This window comes from Pristimantibacillus sp. PTI5, from assembly GCF_048572955.1.
In the GTDB taxonomy this organism is placed as follows: domain Bacteria; phylum Bacillota; class Bacilli; order Paenibacillales; family Paenibacillaceae; genus Pristimantibacillus.
In genome coordinates this window covers 6,191,378-6,214,225 of record NZ_CP183886.1, presented here as the reverse complement: position 1 = coordinate 6,214,225, position 22,848 = coordinate 6,191,378, and the positions used below count along the sequence as shown (strand labels likewise).

The 22,848-nt window shown below is 47.8% G+C and carries 27 protein-coding genes and 1 tRNA gene; 12 read left to right on the top strand and 16 right to left on the bottom strand.

Annotation, left to right across the window (positions count from 1 at the left end; translation table 11 throughout):
- On the top strand, nt 1-672 hold the full coding sequence (locus ACN6MW_RS27395; RefSeq protein ID WP_419872966.1) for a TetR/AcrR family transcriptional regulator: 672 nt from the start codon (nt 1-3) through the stop codon (nt 670-672).
- Between the two features lie 48 nt (nt 673-720).
- On the opposite strand, the gene ACN6MW_RS27390 is transcribed toward ACN6MW_RS27395, so the two are convergent.
- Nucleotides 721-1,914: an MFS transporter gene (locus ACN6MW_RS27390; protein WP_419872965.1), complete on the bottom strand. Its 1,194-nt coding sequence runs from the start codon at nt 1,912-1,914 to the stop codon at nt 721-723.
- 175 nt (nt 1,915-2,089) lie between these two features.
- On the opposite strand from ACN6MW_RS27390, the gene ACN6MW_RS27385 reads away from it, so the two are divergent.
- Complete coding sequence (locus tag ACN6MW_RS27385) at nt 2,090-3,559, top strand: aminotransferase class I/II-fold pyridoxal phosphate-dependent enzyme (RefSeq protein WP_364140961.1); 1,470 nt, start codon at nt 2,090-2,092, stop codon at nt 3,557-3,559.
- 131 nt (nt 3,560-3,690) lie between these two features.
- Nucleotides 3,691-4,107: a DUF1885 family protein gene (locus tag ACN6MW_RS27380; RefSeq protein WP_419872964.1), complete on the top strand. Its 417-nt coding sequence runs from the start codon at nt 3,691-3,693 to the stop codon at nt 4,105-4,107.
- A 97-nt stretch (nt 4,108-4,204) separates the two neighbouring features.
- Here ACN6MW_RS27380 and ACN6MW_RS27375 read toward each other — a convergent pair whose 3' ends face one another.
- The 3 genes from ACN6MW_RS27375 to ACN6MW_RS27365 all read right to left on the bottom strand — a co-directional run bounded on the left by ACN6MW_RS27375 (nt 4,205) and on the right by ACN6MW_RS27365 (nt 5,563).
- Complete coding sequence (locus tag ACN6MW_RS27375; RefSeq protein ID WP_419872963.1) at nt 4,205-4,513, bottom strand: DUF1292 domain-containing protein; 309 nt, start codon at nt 4,511-4,513, stop codon at nt 4,205-4,207.
- 117 nt (nt 4,514-4,630) lie between these two features.
- A complete protein-coding gene (locus tag ACN6MW_RS27370) occupies nt 4,631-5,194 on the bottom strand; it encodes a stalk domain-containing protein (protein ID WP_364140963.1) in 564 nt (187 codons plus the stop codon).
- Between the two features lie 165 nt (nt 5,195-5,359).
- A complete protein-coding gene (locus ACN6MW_RS27365; protein ID WP_419872962.1) occupies nt 5,360-5,563 on the bottom strand; it encodes a hypothetical protein in 204 nt (67 codons plus the stop codon).
- Nucleotides 5,564-5,687: 124 nt separating this feature from the next.
- Between ACN6MW_RS27365 and ACN6MW_RS27360 the strand changes: the two genes are divergently transcribed.
- Nucleotides 5,688-6,422: an MBL fold metallo-hydrolase gene (locus ACN6MW_RS27360; protein WP_419876462.1), complete on the top strand. Its 735-nt coding sequence runs from the start codon at nt 5,688-5,690 to the stop codon at nt 6,420-6,422.
- 82 nt (nt 6,423-6,504) lie between these two features.
- On the opposite strand, the gene ACN6MW_RS27355 is transcribed toward ACN6MW_RS27360, so the two are convergent.
- Nucleotides 6,505-6,756, bottom strand: coding sequence for a DUF3892 domain-containing protein (locus ACN6MW_RS27355; protein WP_364140967.1), 252 nt, complete (start codon nt 6,754-6,756; stop codon nt 6,505-6,507).
- A gap of 129 nt (nt 6,757-6,885) precedes the next feature.
- The gene (locus ACN6MW_RS27350) at nt 6,886-7,056 is read right to left on the bottom strand and encodes a hypothetical protein (protein WP_419872961.1); all 171 of its coding nucleotides are present in this window, start codon (nt 7,054-7,056) and stop codon (nt 6,886-6,888) included.
- 157 nt (nt 7,057-7,213) lie between these two features.
- Between ACN6MW_RS27350 and ACN6MW_RS27345 the strand changes: the two genes are divergently transcribed.
- From ACN6MW_RS27345 to ACN6MW_RS27330, 4 genes are all read left to right on the top strand, one after another.
- Nucleotides 7,214-7,405: a DUF2524 domain-containing protein gene (locus ACN6MW_RS27345; protein WP_419872960.1), complete on the top strand. Its 192-nt coding sequence runs from the start codon at nt 7,214-7,216 to the stop codon at nt 7,403-7,405.
- Nucleotides 7,406-7,547: 142 nt separating this feature from the next.
- On the top strand, nt 7,548-7,724 hold the full coding sequence (locus tag ACN6MW_RS27340; RefSeq protein WP_419872959.1) for a YjfB family protein: 177 nt from the start codon (nt 7,548-7,550) through the stop codon (nt 7,722-7,724).
- Between the two features lie 237 nt (nt 7,725-7,961).
- Entirely contained in the window at nt 7,962-8,129 is a 168-nt protein-coding gene (locus ACN6MW_RS27335) for an aspartyl-phosphate phosphatase Spo0E family protein (protein WP_419872958.1), read from the top strand.
- Nucleotides 8,130-8,240: 111 nt separating this feature from the next.
- Nucleotides 8,241-8,316: transfer RNA gene (locus ACN6MW_RS27330), tRNA-Val, on the top strand.
- Nucleotides 8,317-8,505: 189 nt separating this feature from the next.
- On the opposite strand, the gene ACN6MW_RS27325 is transcribed toward ACN6MW_RS27330, so the two are convergent.
- The gene (locus ACN6MW_RS27325; RefSeq protein ID WP_419872957.1) at nt 8,506-9,582 is read right to left on the bottom strand and encodes a YheC/YheD family protein; all 1,077 of its coding nucleotides are present in this window, start codon (nt 9,580-9,582) and stop codon (nt 8,506-8,508) included.
- Between the two features lie 230 nt (nt 9,583-9,812).
- On the opposite strand from ACN6MW_RS27325, the gene ACN6MW_RS27320 reads away from it, so the two are divergent.
- Both ACN6MW_RS27320 and ACN6MW_RS27315 read left to right on the top strand, forming a co-directional pair.
- Nucleotides 9,813-10,046, top strand: coding sequence for a hypothetical protein (locus ACN6MW_RS27320; RefSeq protein ID WP_419872956.1), 234 nt, complete (start codon nt 9,813-9,815; stop codon nt 10,044-10,046).
- A 721-nt stretch (nt 10,047-10,767) separates the two neighbouring features.
- Nucleotides 10,768-11,427 carry a DUF2238 domain-containing protein gene (locus ACN6MW_RS27315; RefSeq protein ID WP_419872955.1) on the top strand — a complete coding sequence of 220 codons (660 nt, stop codon included), beginning with the start codon at nt 10,768-10,770 and terminating at the stop codon, nt 11,425-11,427.
- Nucleotides 11,428-11,507: 80 nt separating this feature from the next.
- On the opposite strand, the gene ACN6MW_RS27310 is transcribed toward ACN6MW_RS27315, so the two are convergent.
- Nucleotides 11,508-11,705 (bottom strand): hypothetical protein, encoded by a 198-nt coding sequence (locus tag ACN6MW_RS27310; RefSeq protein WP_419872954.1) that lies wholly within the window; start codon nt 11,703-11,705, stop codon nt 11,508-11,510.
- Between the two features lie 182 nt (nt 11,706-11,887).
- On the opposite strand from ACN6MW_RS27310, the gene ACN6MW_RS27305 reads away from it, so the two are divergent.
- Together ACN6MW_RS27305 and ACN6MW_RS27300 are read left to right on the top strand one after the other, a co-directional pair.
- On the top strand, nt 11,888-12,508 hold the full coding sequence (locus ACN6MW_RS27305; RefSeq protein ID WP_419872953.1) for a serine O-acetyltransferase: 621 nt from the start codon (nt 11,888-11,890) through the stop codon (nt 12,506-12,508).
- A gap of 136 nt (nt 12,509-12,644) precedes the next feature.
- Nucleotides 12,645-13,598, top strand: coding sequence for an S-layer homology domain-containing protein (locus ACN6MW_RS27300; RefSeq protein WP_419872952.1), 954 nt, complete (start codon nt 12,645-12,647; stop codon nt 13,596-13,598).
- Between the two features lie 74 nt (nt 13,599-13,672).
- Here ACN6MW_RS27300 and ACN6MW_RS27295 read toward each other — a convergent pair whose 3' ends face one another.
- The 8 genes from ACN6MW_RS27295 to iolD form a co-directional block, all read right to left on the bottom strand.
- Nucleotides 13,673-14,368 carry a uracil-DNA glycosylase gene (locus ACN6MW_RS27295; RefSeq protein ID WP_419872951.1) on the bottom strand — a complete coding sequence of 232 codons (696 nt, stop codon included), beginning with the start codon at nt 14,366-14,368 and terminating at the stop codon, nt 13,673-13,675.
- 137 nt (nt 14,369-14,505) lie between these two features.
- Nucleotides 14,506-15,522: a LacI family DNA-binding transcriptional regulator gene (locus tag ACN6MW_RS27290; RefSeq protein WP_419872950.1), complete on the bottom strand. Its 1,017-nt coding sequence runs from the start codon at nt 15,520-15,522 to the stop codon at nt 14,506-14,508.
- A gap of 64 nt (nt 15,523-15,586) precedes the next feature.
- A complete protein-coding gene (gene iolB, locus ACN6MW_RS27285; protein ID WP_419872949.1) occupies nt 15,587-16,396 on the bottom strand; it encodes a 5-deoxy-glucuronate isomerase in 810 nt (269 codons plus the stop codon).
- A 3-nt stretch (nt 16,397-16,399) separates the two neighbouring features.
- On the bottom strand, nt 16,400-17,446 hold the full coding sequence (gene iolG / locus ACN6MW_RS27280) for an inositol 2-dehydrogenase (RefSeq protein WP_419872948.1): 1,047 nt from the start codon (nt 17,444-17,446) through the stop codon (nt 16,400-16,402).
- 66 nt (nt 17,447-17,512) lie between these two features.
- The gene (locus tag ACN6MW_RS27275; RefSeq protein ID WP_419872947.1) at nt 17,513-18,973 is read right to left on the bottom strand and encodes a CoA-acylating methylmalonate-semialdehyde dehydrogenase; all 1,461 of its coding nucleotides are present in this window, start codon (nt 18,971-18,973) and stop codon (nt 17,513-17,515) included.
- A gap of 19 nt (nt 18,974-18,992) precedes the next feature.
- The gene (iolC, locus tag ACN6MW_RS27270; RefSeq protein ID WP_419872946.1) at nt 18,993-19,991 is read right to left on the bottom strand and encodes a 5-dehydro-2-deoxygluconokinase; all 999 of its coding nucleotides are present in this window, start codon (nt 19,989-19,991) and stop codon (nt 18,993-18,995) included.
- Between the two features lie 3 nt (nt 19,992-19,994).
- Nucleotides 19,995-20,915 carry a myo-inosose-2 dehydratase gene (gene iolE, locus ACN6MW_RS27265; protein WP_419872945.1) on the bottom strand — a complete coding sequence of 307 codons (921 nt, stop codon included), beginning with the start codon at nt 20,913-20,915 and terminating at the stop codon, nt 19,995-19,997.
- A 26-nt stretch (nt 20,916-20,941) separates the two neighbouring features.
- Nucleotides 20,942-22,807, bottom strand: a complete 1,866-nt coding sequence (gene iolD / locus ACN6MW_RS27260) for a 3D-(3,5/4)-trihydroxycyclohexane-1,2-dione acylhydrolase (decyclizing) (protein WP_419872944.1) — start codon at nt 22,805-22,807, stop codon at nt 20,942-20,944.
- Nucleotides 22,808-22,848: the final 41 nt, after the last annotated feature.

Genomic DNA, 22,848 nt, shown 5'->3' with positions numbered 1-22,848 from the left:
ATGCAAGAACCAGTGGAGCAATGGCTGCAGGAGCTGTTGAAGCTAGATGACGATGAAGCAAAAATGACCGAGAAGCAGCTGAAAATCGTGCAGGCTGCCTCTGAAATATTCGCGCAAAAAGGATTCGCCGCTTCGTCGACGAGTGAAATTGCTCAGCGGGCGGGCGTAGCCGAAGGAACGATTTTTCGCCATTACAAAACGAAAAAGGATTTGCTTTTTTCAATCGTAGCACCTGTGATGGCTAAGCTTGTCGCCCCGTTTGTCCTGCGTGACTTTTATAAGGTGCTCGACAGCAGCTTTGACAGCTTAGACCAGATGCTGCGGGCAATCATTGAAAACCGAATTGCATTTCTCGAAAAAAACATGCAGGTTTTCAAAATATTTATTCAGGAGATACCGTTTCATCCCGACCTGCAAGAGCAATTCCAGAAACAGATTCTCTCTAAGGTGATTGAGAAGTTCAGCATTAATATTCAAAAATTCCAGAAGCAAGGTGCTGTCATCGATTGGGCCCCAACCACAGTTATCCGTTTAACCGCTTCTGCCCTGATCGGATATGTGCTCAGCAGATCATTTTCCGGCAATGTTTCCGGCAATGCTTGGCATGACGGTACCGAAAGGGAAGCCACCATCGCTTTTATAACAAAAGGTCTTGCGCCTGAACGGCAGTAAAAAAAGCCGGTTATCCATCTTAAGATGAGTAACCGGCTTTTTTACTGTTTATTTGGCAGATGGCAAGCTCACTTCATCGATGCTTGTCCCGTCGAGCTGACGAAAGCGAAGCAGCAGGAGCAGCGCGGCTAAGCACAAAATCCCGCCGAGTAAATATGGCAATCCCATCTCAATGGTGAAGAAGAAAGAACCGAGCAGCGGTCCAGCGATACGGCCGAGGCTGTCCATCGACGAGCTGAGTCCGGAAGCTACGCCCTGCCCTACCGTTGTCTTCTGCGTAATGAGCGAAGTCACGCAAGGCCTGATTAAAGAGTTGCCGACTCCAAAAACCGCAAGGGATAGCGTAGCCCACCAAAGCGAATGTGCGCCTAGCAGCAAGAAGAAGCCGAGGGCTGAGATGACGAGTCCGATTGCGATGTATTTCGGCTCCTCGCCTTTCTTGATGCGCCGGCGTACGACGCCTCCTTGAACGAGCGCACCCACAAAGCCGCATACAAAAAATAAGATGCCGACCTGCAGCGGAGTCACGTCGAACCTTCGCATGCCGAAAAATTGCAAAGTCGCTTCCATCCCGGCAAGCGTGAAGGTGACGAAAAAAGCCAGTACGTACAAATACTTAAGCGGGCCGGTAAAAGCAGCCCATCTTGATACCTTTTTCTCCGATGAAGAACGCCGGTGCTCGGGAGCGAGCGATTCCTTCAGCTTCCATGCTGCCAGCGCAAAGGTGATAAGCGCCAGCGCCGAGGCCGTGTAAAAAGGCGTTTCCAGCGAGATCACGCTCAATAGTCCGCCTACGCCGGGACCGATCGTAAAGCCGAGTCCGATCGACATCCCCACAAGGCCCATCCCCTTCGTTCGCGACTCCGGCGGCGTAATATCCGCTACGTATGCCACAATAACGGAAGCAACCGCCCCAGAAAACAAACCGCCAAGAACCCGTGACAGGTACATAAGCGTCAAGTTGTCCGAAGAAAGACCAAACAGCAGGAAACTTACCGCGAAACCAAGAACGCCGATTAAGATAATCGGCCGTCTGCCGATCCGGTCGGATAAGCTGCCCCAAAACGGAGATAGAAAAAATGATACTGCGGAATAAATAGCCAGCATCCGGCCTGTATGTATTTCCGCTTTATTCGGATCCGCGGCTTGAATAATTTCCGGCATAACCGGAATGATAATGCCGAACCCAATAAAAGTTGTCATTAATATAGCCATTACAATAAGCATACGTTTATCTTTCATGCTGCAACCCCTCCACCAACCTATGTTACCATATCCATTTGGCAATCATGTATGAACAATTGAAGAACAAATCGACAAACCTTGCCCTTTTCTTGAAATGAAGCTTGCATTCCCCCCTGTATTTGCTATACTCAACTTTGTTTGTAACCTCTAATGAAAGGCAGGGATGAGAGCGATGGACCATACCAAAACCCCGCTATTCACCGCGCTTCGCCGTCATGCGGAGCAGGATCCCGTACAGTTCCATATTCCCGGACACAAAAAAGGATTGGGCAGCGATTCGGAATTTCGCGAATTTATCGGAGATAACGCGTTGTCGATCGATTTAATCAATATAGCACCGCTTGATGACCTGCATCAGCCGACAGGCGTTATTGAAGAAGCGCAGAAGCTGGCAGCTGACGCATTCGGTTCGGATTACACCTATTTCTCCGTACAAGGCACGAGCGGAGCGATCATGACCATGATTTTGACCGTGTGCGCGCCTGGCGACAAAATCATCGTACCCCGCAATGTTCACAAGTCGATTATGGCTGCCATTATTTTTGCCGGCGCAAGGCCCGTATTCATTTCCCCTGCAAGGGACAACAATCTTGGGATCGATCACGGCATTACGACACGTTCCGTGCGCAAGGCGCTTGAGCGGCATCCCGATGCAAAAGCTGTTCTCGTCATCAACCCGACCTATTTCGGGATATGTGCGAATTTGAAGGAAATCGTCGATCTCGTACATAGCTTTGACATCCCCGTGCTTGTAGACGAAGCGCATGGCGTGCTCATTCATTTCCATGAGAAGCTGCCTATGTCTGCCATGCAAGCAGGCGCGGATATGGCGGCAACCAGCGTCCATAAGCTCGGAGGCTCCATGACGCAAAGCTCGGTGTTGAACGTTCGCAAAGGCAGAGTTAACCCGCACCGCATACAAACGGTTATCAGTATGCTGACCACAACTTCTACTTCTTATATTTTGTTAGGGTCGCTTGATACGTCGAGGCGCAATCTTGCATTGAATGGACATGCTATCGCCGAGCGCGCAATTGAGCTTGCCCAGTTTGCTCGCAAGCAAATCAATGAAATTCCGGGTCTATATTGCTTTGGTGAAGAAATTCTCGGTGATGAGGCTACCTATGATTACGATCCGACAAAAGTGTCCATCCATGTCCGTCATCTCGGCATTACCGGCTATGAAACGGAAAACTGGCTTCGCGACAACTATAATGTTGAGATTGAAATGAGCGATATGTATAACATTCTTTGCCTAGTTACGCCAGGAGATACCTCCGATTCCGTGTCAAAATTGTTAATTGCGCTGCGCGGACTCTCCGAGAGATTCCATGAAGGCGCCGAGGCACGTGAATTAGTCGTCAAAATACCGGATATTCCCCAGCTTTCCCTGACGCCGCGCGATGCATTCTACGGCGAGACGGAAGTGCTTCCGTTCAAAGAATCTGCCGGACGCATCATTGCCGAATTTATTTATGTCTACCCGCCGGGTATCCCTATACTTTTGCCGGGCGAGGTCATTACGCAAAAGAACATCGACTATATCGTCGATCATGTTCAAGTAGGCCTGCCGGTTAAAGGACCGGAGGATCGCAGCATTGAATTCGTAAAAGTAATCGTCGAAGAAACAGCGATTTCATAAAGAAGAAAAAGAACCGGCTTTAGAGCAGCAGCTTGCCTCTAAGGTCGGTTTTTTCTTGCCCTTTTTTGTGGAATGCCACTTATTGTAAAGCCATTTCGGGCATGCTATGATGTTGGCAGAGGTGAGATGCGATGAGTCAAAGCGCTTACATAAAGTTCGTGCAAGGATCATCCGTGGAGAAGCTTACATTAGAAGGTATCAAGGACCAGCTTTTGCATTACCGGGAACAAACCGCCCTTACCGGCTCGCAGTTGGATTGGAATTATGCCGAAGCCGCTTTCCCTTATACCATCGAGTCCAAACAGGATGAGCGCTGGTTTTATTTAAAAGGGATCAATCCGCTGTATAAGCATATTATTTTTGGCCCAAGCGAAGCGGAGAGCGCATCCGGAGCTGTTGTATCCTGTGTACAGGTCGTCCTCCCTGTCGAATCTACCCATGGCGACAAAGCGAAGGCGAACGAGCTGTGTAAATTTATTGCCGGCCGGTTGAAAGCGGAGCTGACCATGTTCAATGGCCGAACACTCTTTTTTAATCCGCGAAAATAAGTTCATGCTTTCGAAAAATGAGCAACAAAAAAAACGATCCGCAAGCGAAACCCGCAGATCGTTTTCATTTGGCTGTTCGCAAGCAGGAGAATTAGAATTACTTCTCTTCGCTCTCCGTACGGGCAATTTCTTCGTAAATCGCAGTAACGCGATCCCATTCCGCATCGTCTTCGATACCGACTAGGAAGGACTCCTCGTTTTCTTCTTCAATACGGAAAATGACGCCGTCCGCTTCCGGATCGTTGCGGTCCAGCAATACAGCATACACATTGTTTTCGGATTCAAACGTATAAACCATGACCATCTCACGTTCCTGGCCCTCGTCGTCAGTCACGATAAAGACATGCTCTTCATGCTCGTGGTCTTCGCCACAGCCGCAATCATCGCCATGCTGATGCTCGCTCATGTTATTACCCCATTTCAAATATGTTTACAGACTATCGTATAGTAACATGACATTCTATCAGCGGTCAAACGAAGACGCCCCCTAAGATATAAGGAGCGCCTTCTCTAAACCAAGCAATCAAAGCGAAGAAATTAATTTTTCCGATACGGCGGTCCATTCGTCCGAGCCCTTCAGCTTCAGAAAGAACCGAATCGGATATTTCCCGCTGAATTCGAATTTATAATCGATATCATCCGTTGCATACCAGAAATTGTCCTTGGACGTATTCACGCTTTCTGTTTGAATGACTTTTTCTCTCCCGTTCGGGTCGAAGATCGATACCTTTACAGCTACGATATCTGTTTTTAAATTGTCGATCTGAGCAAACACTTTAAACTTGGCTTGATAGCCTTTTGCCACATTTCCGAAAACCGCGTTATTTTGGAATAGGAACATGTGCACATTCGGCTTATACACAATCGCTCGTTTGGTTTGATTGTCCCACTCAACGATAGCTTGCATAGATGTAGCCAGCTGACGAAGCGGCAAATAGGTTCTGCCTTCGGTCACTAATCCGCCGTCATCCTGCTCCGCCCCATTAATGAAAACGCGTACCCTCTGCGTTGCAGAATCTGCAAACAGCATCGTTCCGCCCCATAGAGACAGCAACAGCAGCAGAATTGCAACTTTTCTGAATTTCATAGTTGTGCCCTCCATCCGATAGCCTGGATGTATGGTTATACTCGGATATTCATGCAAAGTTGCGTTTTTGTGAAACTATTTTGCACTTAGTACTATCGGACCAGCGCTGTCAAACGATGTTGAAACCTGCGCTTGCCTGGGAAATAGTCGAGCGAAATCATATTATTAGCCATACGTTCTCGTTAATACGCAAGGGACACCCTTCCCTACCGTTCCAGGCGTTCTCATTCTTGCCAAATAGCTCATCCCTCTCGCGCAAGGAGTTTTGCACACCGCACAGGTATCTGAGAGTACAAGCTTATAATTATATTGCTTGCGGTCACTTGCCGGCTTTTTTTTCTTTGCTGTTTTACCTTTTCCTTTGCTCATCCCTAGTTCGCCTCCACTGTACGTATCGCTTTAGCATTGTATGTAGGGAAAGGCGAATGTGCATCCGTAATTGTCAGGAATACTTAAAATTTGGTACATTAAACAGATGGAAAATCGAGGGGGTATTGTTTTGAACATAACAATGATTGGGACGGGCAGCGCTTTTGCCAAAAAATACGACAATAACAATGCGCTCATTGAAATGAATGGCTTTCGACTGCTTGTAGATTGCGGGATTACCCTTCCTAAAGCACTGCATCAACAAGGGATCTCCTTTCAAGAGCTGGATGGGGTGTTAATCAGTCATATTCATGGGGACCATGTTGGCGGATTGGAGGAGTATGCTTTCCAGATGATGTTTAAATATAACCGTAAGCCTGTCCTCTATCTCGCGGAGACGCTTGTTGAACCGCTTTGGGAACAGACGCTTCGAGGCGGCCTGACGCAAGAACCGCTGGAAAAGCTGGATGATTTTTTTGATGTTCGCGCACTCGAGCCGAATATAGAAATCGAATTACACGAAGGGTTGAGTGTTAAGCTGCTCCAAACCAAGCATATTGCGAATAAGCCTAGCTATTCCTTTATATTTAACAAAACATTTTTCTACTCGGCCGATATGCGCTTCGATCCGGCGCTTCTAAGGCAGCTGGTAGATGAAGGCGTAACGACGATTTACCATGATTGCCAGCTTGAAGCTCCAGGCGTCGTGCACGCTTCCCTAGAAGAGCTTCTAAGCCTTCCTGAAGATATTCAAGAGAAAATATGGCTCATGCATTACGGCGACGCCATAGAGCAGTACAGAGGCCGGACAGGATCAATGCAAATCGTCGAGCAGCATAAGTCCTATCCTATTCAATAATAATGGCAAAAAAAGGCGCCGCATGATTGGCATGCAGGCGCCTTTTTTCAAATATTAAGTTTACCTCGTTAATTACTCGAACCTAAAATATTGGCAGCTGATCCAAATTGTTTGTCGGATCCCCGTCAGCGTCGCCGCGAATGTAAAACTCGCCATCTCTGCCTTTAAAAGAATTAACTCCCGCAATATGCCCTGCTTGTACTTCTTGAAGTGCTGTTGCATAATCAAGGACCCGGCCGCTATTCGTTTTAAAAGCGGTAAGATCGCCGTCTCCGTCTCTTTGTACTGCTACGATCTGCTCTCTTGTATCTTGACCGCTGTTTATTTCACTCATGATTTTTCTAGCCCCTTTCGGTATAATTTGTGCGCCACGCTTTATCCTCCCCTTCCCATCGCTCTTCTTATGCAAAAATAATCAAAAAAAAACGGCGAGCCGTATTTCACCGCCCGCCGGATTTACTTATTATTTTCTTTTGACCGCGTCTGCCGGCAATTTCCGTCTCCATACAAATTGCTCGTCATGCGATAAGGAATCCTGAATAGCGAATTTGGCGACAGAACCGATAACGATACCGATAATCCCAAACATCCCTATTAGCCAAATGGCCAAGTAGGCATACTGTGCAGCCAACACGAACCGCCTCCTGCGCGCTTTCTATAAAGGTATGCTGGAACGATTTCCTTTAGTATACGTTTCCAACATGCATACTCATTTGTAAAATGCTCATACTAATCGACGGACACTGGATAAACATGCAAAGATGAAACCATACGTAAAGGGAGGCAAAACCATGCTTGAAAATGTAGAGAGCAATTACAATTGTTCGAATGCTTCGAACGATTTACCTAACTTGCTTCAAGAACTGGAGCAACTCGAGCAAGCGGCGCACAGCGGTCAATCGGAGGAACAGGTGCAGCAATTAAACCGGATCCGCAACCAAATCCATTTCATTCGCAACAAATGCGATATTCCGCATGAGTAATAAAAACAAGCAAGTGTAAACGGCTTCCGTCGTCCCCTGCCACAAAGCAAAGATCTATGAGCACATTTACAATTTGTTAACCTATAAATTCTTAAGTATTAAAATACACCTCCTAACTGCCGATAACATAAGTAGGAGGTGTATGATGGATATAGCAGCAGCATCCATGGCGATGAGCCAGAACCGGTTTGCGCTTGCAGCCAGCATCCGTGTCATGTCATTGAGCAAAGACACCGCTGAGCAGCAAGGACATGATCTCGTTCAAATGTTAAAAAATGCACAGTCCAATTTAGGCAATACCCTGGATATTCGCGTGTAAAATGAACCCCTCTGGCTTGGTTTCCTTAAGGGGTTCTTTCTACTTCGGATTTCTTCGCAGCCGCTTCGAGCATAAAAATGTTTCATAATACTATATTCGGTGTAGATAGTTGCATACGAAGGCTACATTTTGTATCATTGTTCAAGAATCTAACAAAAAACTAATTACTTTTTGGAAAAAATTCTAACAACCTTCGTTTATTCTAAATATAACAAATGAACTGTTGGAGGGATTGTGATGGATAATACTTTTTATCAGCAAAAAATTGAAGAAGTAAGAGCGGAAATGGTTCGATTGTTCGAAGCTTGTAATAACTTTACTGATCAAGCCGTTGTCAAAATCAGCCAAGAGCTCGACCATCTCCTAAATGAATACTCTGGCAGTATGGCAAATAGCCGAGGTTAATATGAGGCTCGGCAAATGTAGAGTCCTCTTCTCAACCGCAGTTTAACCAATTGTTAAAAAAGTGTTGACTTGAGTTCTTCTTCCTGCTATATTATTAATTGTCGCTAACATGATCTGGTAGCTCAGCTGGGAGAGCACTATCTTGACAGGGTAGGGGTCACAGGTTCGAACCCTGTTCAGATCACCATAATTTAAACGCCTAAAGCCTTGTCCAGCAAGGCTTTTTTTGTTTTCATTTTTTCCATTATAGTTAGATGAACAGGTCAACATTACTACCGTTAACCTACCGCGTGTTTAAATCATAATAGTATAACTTAACCCTCGTCTGACGGAACCCGCATCGGCATGTAAATACAAATAAATAACCAAAACATATTCATCTTTTCCTCTTACGGGAAATGATACTCTTCTTTCTCTTGTGTCGAATGACCTTCTTTTTCGTTAGCAAGTACTTGCAGTAGTCCATAGGACTGCGGTAAACCATTTCCTTATCACGATCACCAGTAATATCATCAAAAATCGTCTTAGATGGCATCGCATTGACCTCGACCAGCCACGCACGATCATCATGATCCAGAATAATGTCGATTCCCAGCTCGCCCAGAAGTCCATACTTCCTTTCCAAAACATTTGCCGTTTCTATGCATAGAGATTCGATTCCACGGTACACGCTGCTTCTCCGTTCAGGATCCTCGAAGAGGCGCTCCAGTACATTTTGCAGCGAGTCGCATATCCTGTATACATTCGAAATAAAATAGGACCTTCGGACAAAACGGGTGAGTCCAGCAGTAATTGTCCATTTGCCGTCGGTACCTTTTTGCGTCATGATTCGAAAATCGATCAGATGGTCATCCAACTTGATACGATTCATTTCCTTCTGAATAATATAGGGCTTCTTGTTCATGGATTGAACCAGCTGCCGATCTAGTGCTCCTATATCATTCACCTTGCAGAAAGGAACCCATACATCTTCCGCAATCGTGAATTCCAATTCGTCCTGCTGACACAGCTTCTGTACCCTGTATATTCCTTTTCCTTTTGATCCGCGGCAAGGCTTCAAGAAGACAACGCCATGCCGCTCAAGCATTGCACGCAGATTTTCCTTGGAATAGGGCAAGGTTTCAGGAAGATTGAGGATGATCGGGGTGGAGGCCAGAGTACGATGAACATCCAGCTTATCGAAACGATTAATCGCATTGAAGCATTTGCCGATTCCGATCCTTTGCTCCAACCTGAAAAACAACCTTCTCTTATCCCCGTAATACTGGCTGTATACGACCGCAGGAAGCGGGAATAGGCGTACTCTCCAGCCATTCTCCGTCTTCACCATACCGGCGACCTGCTTCCTTTTCCAATCGATATGATCAGGGTTAAATGCATAGATAGGTGCTTGACCAATATAAGGAAGATACGTTTGTAGCGCTTGCGCCCTTCCCGCTCGAGAATAGACCATAAGCCCTATGAATCCGCTCGATTTGATAGGAATCCCTCCTCGTGTTGTAACTGGAGTATACTTCCATACCCTATATTTATATGCCTTTTACATTCGCTAGCTATAGACGAGTGTTCGCTATTTCCGCCCCTTTTTCATGAATTATGGGGCATATTTGTTAACAAGCTGAATATTCTAATTCCACAGGGAGCCCAATTCCTGAAAATGAGCACAAGGGAGTGTTTGAGGTAATGGGACAACGTCATGCCGGATGCAGTTGCTTCGATTTGCTGGAGGATATCGGAACCACGGTTGGAACAAGTATCATTGTCCATACAGTGAGCGGACAGCCTGATTTCCGGGGGACAATTCGTGAAACGGTTACGCCTTCCAGCGAAGTGTTAAAAATTGAACTCAACAATGGTGATTTGACCAATATTTGCTGCGAACATATCGTCGCCATTCAAGAAGGACCAGGTAATTAACATCTAGCCAAATTGCGCAAAAGCGTCAAATAGTCCTCACCCTTGAAAATGGTGTAGGCTATTTGACGCTTACTTATTTTCTCTTCGCCGTACCGCAATCCAAGATCTTTCTCAAGAGTATTGAGCACCACATGAATCAGCTCAGTCATTTTCTTTATTGCAATTCTAATGCGTCGGCTTCCTACCATGTATACCGATAAACGTTCCAGGTATTGAAGCTTTTTTTTCGATGTATATCGGAATAACAATAGATTCAAGACTATTGCATGACAAGTATGGAGTATCCAACATTAAATATCCATTTTAGAACCATAGTCAGGACTGTTTGTTAATTCTGAAAAATGAAACGCCATTAATAACGATTGGGTTTGTAGATAATTTATCTCTTGTCCAATATGCTTTAAGTGATTGCTTTCCATAATCGCAGAAATCGAGCCATATGAATATACGGTACCATCCGTTTATATAAGTATAGAAGAATAATTGAAGTCAATTTGTTTAAACTCAAGAGGATTTATCACTAAACCATTCTTTTATACCCGTAGTTAAAAGTTAAGTCATTTTTCATTTAAAAGCCCGCAAACCCTTGTAACATAGGGTTAGCGGGCTTCTTCTTATTAGTTTACATTTATAAATAATACCCCATTGCTACTGTCTGGCGTTCTGTATTTGCATTCCAACAATCGGGAACACTATTATTAAAGTAAGGAGTGAAATTCCCGTGACTTCTAAACAAATTAAATGGACGAGTACAAACCTTCCTTTTGCCCGCAATAAACATTTGCAGCTAATGATCATCATTTTTATCCTATTTTTTGGTCTAATGGCTATTTCACCTACTGATCGATCATTATGGTACGCTTATAATATAACGCCTACCATTATTATTCTTATCCTTGCCTTCACTTACAAGCGGTTTCGTTTTTCGAATCTGTCCTATCTTTTGATGCTCGTTTTCTTTTGTCTTCATACTTATGCGGCACATTTTACCTATGAAGGCACACCGCTGGATGACTGGTTAAAAACAACTTTTCATACAAAAAGAAGCCATTACGACCAAGTTGTTCATTTCGCTTTTGGATTCTTCTTTGCTTTTCCCTTCCTTGAGATTTTAAGATCCAAAGTTAAGCTGCACGGGATCTGGTCCTATGTTCTGCCCGTAATCGTTGTTCTTGGTTTCAGTGCGTTTTTCGAAATCTTAGAAATGTTAGCCGCCTTAGTAGCCGGTCCAAGCGGCGAAGCCAAATTCGTAGGAATGCAAGGAGATATCTTCGATACGCAAAAAGATATGGCATTAGGATTGCTTGGCGGAATCGTATCCATGGGGATCCTTGCTTGGATCATCCGGAAAAGGGATCATTCGGCTGCAGCTCCAGATTAAGATCTTGGATTTAGTAACCATGCGTAAAAAAAGCCGCTGACATCCCCTGTCGGCGGCACTAAATACAATGGAGTTTTCTTTTAATTCGTTTGGTATTCGATCCATTGCGTATTTTCTAAGTTGCTTATGTGCAGGTAATAAACTTTCCCTGAAAACCAATGGCCCTTAAACATATGCAGCGCATCGTTATTCGGAGGAGTAATGATAAAAAAACCGAAAATAAACAAGGTAATCAAAGCACCAATCAAAATGCTAAAAAGACTCATTATGCTTTTCATCGTATCCATCCTCTTTATTAATAGATAAATGCGGTTTTATCATTGTATCATATTCTTAATTAAGAACAAAATAATATTTTTATAATATGGCAACTATCACTCCCCCTATTGAAAAGGTCAGTGAATTGTTTTATAGTTCTTTATAAAGAACTGCCAACCAATTTATATGGAGAGTGTTTTCATTGAATTTTAAAGAGCTGAAACTGCATTGGTTATCCGATCTCTTCAGATACGAAGAATCCATGAGCGTAAATATGAAGAAAGTCTTTTATCGGCAATTTATGTTTGCCGGCTACCACTACATGTTCTGGTTAAGGCTTTGCCAGTATCTTAAACCCAAAAGCAAAATCTTTTTCCCTATGTATGCCATTTCGATGGCTATGCTTCAAAGATATAAATACAAATATGGAATTTCAATATCTCCAAGCACCAAAATAGGAAAAGGATTTTATATCGGGCATTATGGAGGCATTGTCGTTAGCAGCCTAGCCACGATTGGAGAAAATTGTAATATCATGCAAGGAGTAACGATCGGTGCGAGCAGCAGAGGCAAAAACATAGGCGTGCCTACTATTGGCGACTTTGTATATATCGGCGCGGGAGCCATGATTATCGGAAATGTGAAAATCGGAAACCATGCCGCGATCGGAGCTAATTCCGTGGTAACAAAAGATGTTCCTGACCATGGCGTAGTCGTTGGCATGCCCGCCAAAGTCATTTCCTTGGAAGGATCGATTGGATATATTGGAAATCCGTTTCCTCCTGTTACGCTTAGAAAACAAGTTGGATTGATTTCGAATTAACATTTTAAAATATACCGTTCAAAAGGGATACCCTTGATTTCAAGGGTTCTTTTTATTATCTTTATTGGGATTGCAACAATTTGCCACGCCTCTACGTCAAATAAGTGCTGCAGCAAATAATAAACGAGGTGACCACATGAAAAAACGATCCCTAATAATCGTAACGCTGGTTGCGATGATGCTTTTCAGTCTCGGACAAACCGTCTGGGCGTTCAAAGATGTTAAAAATGATCCAAATGAGAAAAAAATCGAGGAGCTTCAGAAGCTGGGCATATTAAGCGGTGATAAGCATGATAAGTTCAATCCAAATGGCAAGCTTACTTATGCGCAAGGCGTTTCGTTGATCGTGAAAGGGTTAGACCTTAACATTGATCACATCCGCTTCATTAAAGCGCCGAAAGCAAGCGATTACTTTACGAATCTAAAGGATGATGCCTGGTACTCCGATGCCTTTATCATCGCGAATCAAAACGGCTTGGAAATCCCGAAAACGGTAAAAGCTAATGACATCATGACGCGTGAGCAATTTGCACATCATTTGTTCAAAGCGATGATGACCAAAGGCGATTATGCCTTTATCGAAATTTTTATGCTGCTCGAGGACGAGTCTGACGTGAACAAGGATTATATGGACAGCATTCAGAAGCTGATCATTAGTAAAATTGTTACCTTGGATAAATCAAACAAGTTTTATCCGAAGAAAGCCATTACACGCAGCGAGGCTGCCGGCTGGCTCTATGGGGCCATGCAATTCGTAAAGGAGACGACACCTATTCCTGATCTTCCTGAGCAACCGGTTCTGAATCCTAAGATTTCCGTTACCGCAGTAAACGCTGAAATTAACAAAGTGACCGTCACCGCCCAAGTGCCGCATCCTGGCTACGGTATTCGGATTGCCTCTATCGGTTTTGAAGGCGACAAAGCTGTCATTTATCTCGAGACGATACTTCCTGATCCTGATAAAATGTATCCTCAGGTCATCACAGATGTCTCGGTATCCACTTATGTCGATGCCAAGCTAAAACCTGTGCTTCCTGAAGCTGCGGATTCGAGCCAAGCATCTACGGGCTCTGCGATTATCGCCGAGTAAGCGATAACCTCTGTCTTTCAATAAGGCTTCTCTACTAGTCTGAGCTGATGTTCAGACAGTGGAGAAGCCTTTTTTCATTTACTTTCAAGCTCAGACAGCATCGGTATCTTCCAATCAATGGGCTCACACCCTATCTTCTCAAGAAAAGCGTTCGCCCGCGAGAAAGGCCTGCTCCCAAAAAAACCTCTGCGCGCCGCAAATGGGCTCGGATGCGGCGAGGAAATAATATGATGCTTGTCCGTATCAATGGCGCCGGCTTTCGCCTCCGCATGCTTTCCCCAAAGCATAAATACAACGGGTCTCTCCCGCTCATTCAGCGCGGTTATAACCGCATCGGTAAATCGCTCCCAGCCGAGCCCTTGATGGGAATTGGGATCGCCCTCCTCCACTGTTAGCACCGTATTTAACAGAAGCACGCCTTGCCTTGCCCAAGTCTCCAAGCTGCCATGATCCGGAATTTGTGCTCCGAGGTCCGATTCTAGCTCCTTGTAAATATTTTTCAGCGATGGCGGCACCTTCATGCCTGGCTGAACGGAGAAGCTAAGCCCATGCGCCTGATTCGGGCCATGGTATGGGTCCTGCCCGAGGATAACCACTTTCGTTTGTTTATAGGATGTATAATGAAGTGCATTAAGAATGTTAGGTTGTTCCGGATACACCGTCTTGCTCTGGTACAAAACATCAAGCTTTGCCAGCAGTTCAAGCATATAGGGGGCTTGAAGCTCGCCATTTAACTTCTCAGACCAGTCATTGTCTAGCCGTACCGTCATATTTCCGCTTCCCTTCAAGTCTGTGTAATATAAAAAGCGCCTCCGCAAGGCCTGATCGCTCAGTTCCATGCAGAGGAGCTTCGAATAAGATAGGACATTTATAGCGATCCTTAATTTTAGCATGACCTGCTTACATTCTACAATGTTTCGCTCGTGCTTGCCACGGCTGTGGAATCCCTTACGATCAGCTCTGTGCGAAGCACAATCCGCTGCTTGGCAGTGTTCGAATCTGTGAACTGCTGAATTAGCAAATCGACAGCAGCCTCTCCTAGTTGGTCCATAGGCTGAGCAATCGAGGTTAACGGAGGATTCATAACCGACGCCAATAAGGTATTATCGAAGCTTATGATAGATAAATCTTGAGGCACGCGCATACCGCTCTCCTTCGCCGCCTGTAGAGCACCAACCGCTATCATATCATTGCAGCAGAACAGCGCCGTCGGCCGCTCGATCCGACAAAGAAGCTCCGCCGCCTTCGCTTTTCCGTCCTCCAGCCCTTTTTTGCAGGCCGCGATGTTATCGTCAGGAAGTGAAATTCCGGCTTCATTTAGCGATTGCCTAAAGCCTCGAACCCTTTCACGGCTGCTGCTTATCTGCAGGCTCTCAGCCAACACCGCCATTTTTGTATGTCCGAGACCAAGCAGATGGCGTGCTGCAAGAGCTCCGCCGATACAATCCTCCGCTACAACCGTATGCACGGGGAAAGAGGTGACCTCGCGCCCGATAACAACGATGGGGATAATCGAGCTAATATCTTGTATTATGGCGTTATTTTCAAGACCTGTACCGATGATGATGCCGTCTACTCGTTTTTGCTTTAAAACGGAAATATAACGTTCGATCCGCTCATCTTTGTTATCCGTGCTGCAAATAATGACGCTGTAGCCAAATTGATGTCCGCGATCCTCGACAGCCCGGGCAACTTCGGCAAAAAAAGGATTGGCGATATCCGGAATAAGCAAACCTAACGTAAAGGAATGCTTACTGGTTAGAGCCGAAGCGATCGCGCTTGGCTGGTATTGCAGCCTCTGCATAATCGCAAAAATTTGATTGCGCCGCTCCGTGCTTATTTTACCTTTCGCGTTAATAACCTTCGACACGGTTGCGATAGAAACGCCCGCTTCTCTAGCTACGTCGTATATGGTCGCTTTCATCTCAATTCCTCGCTCGCCTGTTCGCTCATACTCTATTATGCTCAAAGAGTTGGAAGATTGGCAATCATTTCTTAATCAGCCATTCATGATCAGGATCATTATAAAACTTCCAAGTGCGTACCGGTCCTGCCATAACATTCAAATAGTAGACCTCATAGCCGGCCGGCGCTGCAACCGGATGATAGCCTCTCGGCACAAGCACCGCTTGACCATCCCTTACGGCAAGCGTCTCGTCCAAGGAACGATCGTCAGTATACACCCGCTGTATGGCAAACCCCTGCACAGGCTCAAGATGAAAATAATACGTTTCTTCGAGCAAAGACTCCTCGGGAAGCGCGCTGCGGTCATGCTTATGCGGCGGATAGCTCGACCAATGCCCTTCAGGCGTAAACACCTCTACGACAAGGAGGCTCTCGGCCGGCTCCCTCTCAGGCAAAATATTATGAACCAGCCTCTGCATGCTGCCGCTCCCCCGTACCTCGACTCCGATTTGTTCAGGTACGATTAATCTTGCTTCGTATCCCGGCTTGCCTGGCGCTGAACAAACCGCGAGCTCGACCGAGGTTTGAGCAATAAATTCATATTGGTCCTCACTTGGCACATAGGCGGCATAAGGTGGTATTTTCTCGAAAACGCTGTTTCTATTTCCAATATTGTTCCACTGCGCGCTTGTTGTCTTTAGGTCGCCTTTGCCGCTTAGCAGGACCAAACATATTTCGCGGTCAGCGGTTTGCCGAATGATTTTCTGGCCTGGCTGCAGCTTTATGACTTCGAAACCAACGTACTGCCAGCCAGCCGACTCCGGTGTTATGTTCAAAACGGAGCCGTCTGTTCCTACTGCTGCATGCTGGGGCACAATTAAGTGAGATGTCATGATTTATCCTCCTAAAATGGGATTAGGCGCAGCAAGCTCAAGTGTTTCCGACAGCTTAACGGGTCTGCCAAGGCGCAGAGATAAATTAGCTGCCAAGGCCATTAATTCCGCTTGAAGTCCGTCGTTGCCGTCAACCATAACATCACGGTCCTCCATGATGCTGGTGATGAACTGCTTTGTCTCATCAATGTAGGCATCATTATAGCGTTCCAGGAAGAAATGAAGCGGCTTATCGCGGCGTACGCCTTCTGCCGTATGAACCTCTGCCGTATTCGGATAATCATTCGTAACCGCAACGCTGCCGCCAGAGCCGAACACCTCGACCCGCTGATCATAGCCGTAGACGGCTTTACGACTGTTATCAATAACGGCGACGGCGCCATTTTTGAATCGGATCATGACAATTGCCGTATCGACATCGTCGCATCGCTCAAATACCGAATCAATTAGCACGCTGCCGTAGGCGTGGATCTCCTCTGCTTCGCAGCGCGAGACATAACGGGCCATATCAAAATCATGAATCATCATATCCATGAAAATGCCGCCCGATGATCGAATATAATCCTCGCTTGGCGGATTCGGATCGCGGGATGTTATTTTTACGATATGCGGCTCCCCGATTTGACCGGCGTCAATCAGCTCTCTCACCCTGCGAAAATTGTGGTCAAAGCGCCGATTGAAGCCGATTTGCAGCTTAACGCCTGCTTTGCTAACGGCCTCCAGCGCTTCTTTCGTTTGAGCGACGCTCATGCTGATCGGCTTCTCGCAAAAAATATGCTTGCCTGCCGCCGCTGCCTTTTTGATCAACGGCACATGCGTGTCCGTAGGCGAGCAAATAAATACCGCGTGAATTTGCGGATCATTGATCCATGCCTCGCAATCCTCTGATACAACTCCGATTCCTCTCACGCTTGCCCATTCGCGCAATGCATCGTTTGCGTAGGGATCGCTTATCGCATACACATGGGCACTCGGCAGCCTCATAATATTGTCGGCATGAATTTTCCCGATTCTGCCCGCTCCGATAATCCCGATATTCAATTTTTCCATGGCATGATTCCTCCTATGCTTTTGCGGAGCGACTGCTGGTTTAACAGATAGCGTCAGCCATTTAGGCTACCAGCGCGCAGTGACCATTTTTTTTCTCGTATAAAACTCAACGCCGTCCGTACCATTCGCATGCAGATCGCCGTAAAAAGATTTTTTCCATCCGGAGAAAGGAAAAAAAGCCATCGGCGCCGGCACGCCCAAATTAATGCCCAGCATCCCCGCGTCAATCGTTTCGCGGAACTGGCGAACATGGCTTCCATCCTGCGTAAACAAGCAGGCGCCATTGGCGAATTCCGATTTGTTCGCCATCTCGATCGCATCATCCAACGTATCTACCCGAACGATAGAGAGCACGGGCGCAAATATTTCATCCTCCCATATTTTCATCTCGATGGTCACATGGTCAAATATCGTGGGGCCTACAAAATAACCTTTGTCACTTGCCGCGGAATCCGTTCTGCCGTCCCGAACGAGCAGCGCGCCCTCCTTTACGCCACGGTCAATATAGCCAAGCGTACGTTCCTTATGCGGTCCTCTGATGACGGGACCAAGGAATACGCCATTGTCCATGCCATTGCCGATAACGATCCCGTCGGCTGCCTCCGTAATCTTGCTGACCAGTTTGTCGCCGGCTTCACCAACGGCGACCACGACCGCGCAGGCCATGCAGCGCTCTCCCGCCGATCCAAACGCCGCGCCTATGATTTGCTGCACCGCAGCATCCATGTCCGCATCCGGCATGACGATCGAATGGTTTTTGGCCCCGGCAAGCGCCTGCACCCGTTTGCCGTGCGCCGTGCCTGTTTTGTAAACATACTCAGCCACTGGCTGGGAGCCTACGAACGATACGGCAGCGATATCCTTATGCTCCAAAATGCCGTTAACGACATCATGTGCGCCATGCACGACGTTTAATACGCCGTCCGGCAGTCCCGCTTCGGCGAATAGCTCTGCGAGACGATTGGCAAGAAGCGGCGTTCGTTCCGATGGTTTGAGCACAAAAGCATTCCCGCATGCGATGGCTAACGGAAACATCCAGCAGGGCACCATCATCGGAAAATTAAACGGCGTGATCCCTCCTACGATCCCAATCGGATAGCGGTACATCGCCGATTCCAGATTGGTTGCGATATCCGGGAGCACCTTTCCCATCATCAGCGTCGGTGCGCCTGCGGCAAATTCTACGCATTCAATGCCTCGCTGCACCTCGCCGTAAGCCTCCGTGTAGCTTTTTCCGTTTTCCCGCGTAATGATCCGGGCAAGCTCCTCCCAATGCTCGATAAGAAGCTGCTGGTACTTGAACAGAATGCGTGCTCTTTTTGGGACGGGCGTCCGGCTCCATGCCTGAAAAGCAGCCTTAGCGGCCTTCACCGCTAGATCGACTTCCGTCTTCGTCGAAATGGGCACATAGGCTAAAACTTCTTCCGTAGCAGGGTTAAAAACCGGCTCGCTCACCGCACCTGCAGCTTCGATCCACTGTCCGCCGATAAAATTTTTAATCGTTTCCGCTTGTTCTGCATTTGTCATTTCCATGCCTCCGATTACGTCAAATTTGGCTGCTGCTTGCTTCAATAAATCGATTGACCTGATCAGCGGTCGGCATCGCATCCGAGCAGCTGTGGCTCGACACAACGATTGCCGCTGCGGCGCTGCCATACGTCATGCACCTGCCGATGGGCCAGCCCTGCAGCAAGCCGTACAAGAAACCGGCCGCGTAGGAGTCGCCTGCCCCAAACGTTTTGATCACCTTGGCTTGGAAACTCTGGGCCCGGTGTGAAGAGCCGTCCTTGGCGTAGGCAATGGATCCTTCTTTGCCATGTTTGATAATGACGATCTTGGCTTTGTAATCAAACCATTTGGCAGCCGTTTGGCTGTCGTTATGTGCGAGATGGCTTTCGAAGCGCTCCATCATATCGAACTCTTCGCGCGTACCGATAATAATGTCGCATTTTTCGGCAGCCAGGTTATAATAAGCCGCGGTTTCCTCGTCGGAAGTCCAAGTATAAGGACGGTAGTCCAAATCAAATGCCACAACGGCGCCATGCCTTCTTGCATACTCCAGTGCTTGGAACACAGCCTCACGCGAAGGACTTTGCGCCAGCGCCGTCCCGGATATAAGCAGCAGCTTGGCAGCCGCAACCAATTCCTCTTGGACTTCGTTTGCTTCCAGCTTCAAATCGGCCGTATTGTCCCTGTACATTAAAATACTGCATTCCGTCGGACTTTTAATTTCCGTAAAGGCAAGTCCCGTGACTGCGCCGGTTCGATCCGTCACGACATTGCGGGTGTCGATTCCGTTATCCGTCAAGTAGCGGACGATGAAACGCCCCATCTGATCGTCCGCTACCTTGCCGACGAAACCGGTTTTTAGGCCGAGCCTCGCCATGCCGATACAAATATTCGCCGGCGAGCCTCCAACATATTTGGTAAAGGTGCTTGTTTCCTCCATCGGACGGTTAATTTCATTCGCATTCAAATCGATGCAAAGCCTGCCAACCGCAACAAAATCAATGGGCTTGCTCCCGTGAAAGACAATCGTTCCCATGTGTTACTCCTCCCCTGACCCGATAAGACTGTACATCCTGTCGATATGCTTCAACGCGTTGTTCGCGTATTCGTAAGGAGGATGGACCGCAGGATCCTGCTCACCCTCCAGCATCGCCCAGCCGTCATAACCTCTGGCATCCAGCTCCGCGATGATCGGCAGAAAATTGATGCAGCCGTCGCCGGGAACCGTAAATACGCCCTTGCGAATGCAGGTCACAAAGTCGGCCTTCTCGCGGATAGCAGCCTCTAACACGGCTTGGCGCACATCCTTTAAATGGATATAGGCGATACGGCTGTAATGCTTGCGGAGTACATGAATCGGTTCCGCTCCGCCGTAGTAGGCATGACCGGTGTCAAACAGAAGATAAACCAAAGAAGGATCCGTGAGGGCCATGAGCTTGTCGATTTCCTCCGGACTCTCCACCACCGTTCCGCCGTGATGATGGTACGTCAGCTTCAGACCGTACTCTTGGGCGATTTTCCCGGCCGCGTTAAGCCCATCTGCCAAAGCCCGCCAGCCCTCTTCGTCCAGCGGGATTACTTCCTTCTCATTCGGCGTCCGCCGCGGATCAAAGTGGAGCGAACCTCCGACCTCTGCCGTGCTGATGACCTTACTGCCCATTTCCTGCAGGAAAGCGGCATGCTTCCGGTATTCGGCCAGCTCCTGCTCATGATAGGCACGGTCCGAAAACAATACGGATTTCCACTGCGATACCAGCTGTATGCCCCGCGAAGCCAGCTCCTTTTTCAGCGTCTCCTTGTCCTGGGGATACTTGCGTCCCATTTCCGTTCCTTTCAAGCCGAGCCTGCAAATATCGTCCAAAATCGTTTCATATGGGGTATCGCTTCCATGCTCCCGAACATCCTCGCCTACCCAGTTAATCGGATGCGCGCCAAGCTTAAACTTCAAGCCCTCCAGCATAATCCAGCCTCCTGTCTTATCCTTAGTTATTTCTGGCTTGCATTGCCGATCTGATCCGCCATCTCGCGGTAAGCTTCCGCCACCTTGGCGCTTCCGGAAACCTCAGGCACGCCGACGCGCCACCATGATTCATAGCCGGAAGTATTCGTGCCCGGCAGTACTTTTATTTCAACCAGCGTGGTCACGGTTTCCTCCCGCGCCTGCAGCAGCGCTTCCCGGAGCTCCTCCTCCGTGCGGGCCGTGTAAGCCTTCGCGCCCAAGCTGCGTGCATGCATCGCAAAATCAATCGGCATATAACCGCCGGTGAGCCGGCCCGTCTCTTTGCTGCGATAGCGGAATTCATTGCCGAAGCCGTCGCTGCCATGCCCCCGCTGCAGGTTATGGATGCATTGGAAGCCATGGTTGTCAAATAACAAGATGGTCATTTTGACGCCTTCCTGCAGGCTTGTCACCAGCTCCGAGTGAAGCATCAAATAGCTGCCGTCGCCTACAAGCGCATAAACCTCGCGGCTTGGCTCGGCAAGCGCTGCGCCAAAGGCGCCGCTTACCTCGTAGCCCATGCAGGAAAAACCGTATTCCATGTGGTAGGTTCGCGGTTCAGACGACCGCCACAGCCGGTGCAAATCGCCGGGCAGGCTGCCAGCGGCGCATACAATAACATCGGAGGGCTGAAGCGTCTCATTGATCATGCCAAGCGCCCTTGTTTGCGCCAAACCATCCTCTGCCTGGACAGCGTACAAACGGTCAACCTCACTGTCCCAATCGGCTTTTCGTTTCGCAAGCTCAGCATCATCATAGCCGCTTTGGTACTGGCAGCCGGCAAGAGCATCCTGCAAAGCAGCGAGCCCTTCCTTTGCATCGCATGTTAAAGACAGGGCGTTTAGCTTCACGGCATCATGCGCGTTGACATTCAAATTGACGAAGGCTGCATTTTCAAAATTGAAAGCCGATTTCGACGAGGTCGTAAAATCCGAATACCGCGTACCGATGCCAATAATCAGATCCGCTTCCTTAGCGAGCAGATTAGCGGATAACGAGCCGGTAACTCCTATCGCGCCCATGTTGAGCGGATGGTCCCAAGGCAGCGCGCTTTTCCCTGCCTGTGTTTCTGCAACCGGTATGTTAAAAGCGGCTGCGAAGGCTGCAAGCTGCTGCGTCGCCTCGGCATAATGGACGCCGCCTCCGGCAATAATGATCGGCCTGCGCTTTTCTTTGATTAAATCCGCAGCTCTTCGAATAGCATCGTTTGCCGGCGGTCTTCGATCGAGGATGTGGATTCGCTTTTGAAAAAAATCGTCAGGATAATCATACGCTTCCGCTTGAACATCCTGCGGCAATGCCAGGGTCACGGCCCCGGTTTCAGCGGGATCCGTCAATACGCGCATGGCCTGCAGCGCAGCGCTTATGAGCTGTTCGGGACGGACAATCCGGTCCCAATAACGGCTGACGGGCTTAAAAGCATCAGCCGCTGAAACCGTATAATCCCCCGGCACCTCCAGCTGCTGCAGCACCGGATCGGGCTGGCGGCAGGCAAAGTTGTCTCCCGGCAGCAGCAGCACCGGTATTCGGTTTACAGTTGCCGTTGCGGCAGCCGTCACCATATTCAGCGCGCCGGGTCCGATGGAGGAGGTACAGGCGTAGATTTGCTTTCGCCCGCGCTGCTTGGCATATGCCGCGGCGGCATGGACCATGCCTTGCTCGCTTTTGCCTTGCGTATAGACCAGGCTTCCGGCATCCCGCTCCAGCGCTTCCCCGATTCCCGTCACATTTCCATGACCGAAAATCCCCATGACTCCGGTTACGAATTTTGTTTCTTCCCCATCCACGGAAATATATTGGTTATCCAAAAACCGCAATAAAGCCTGCGACATCGTCAATCGAGTAGTTTTCATTTACATCCCCTTCCTTGTGATTAGGGTTAAGCGCTTAACTT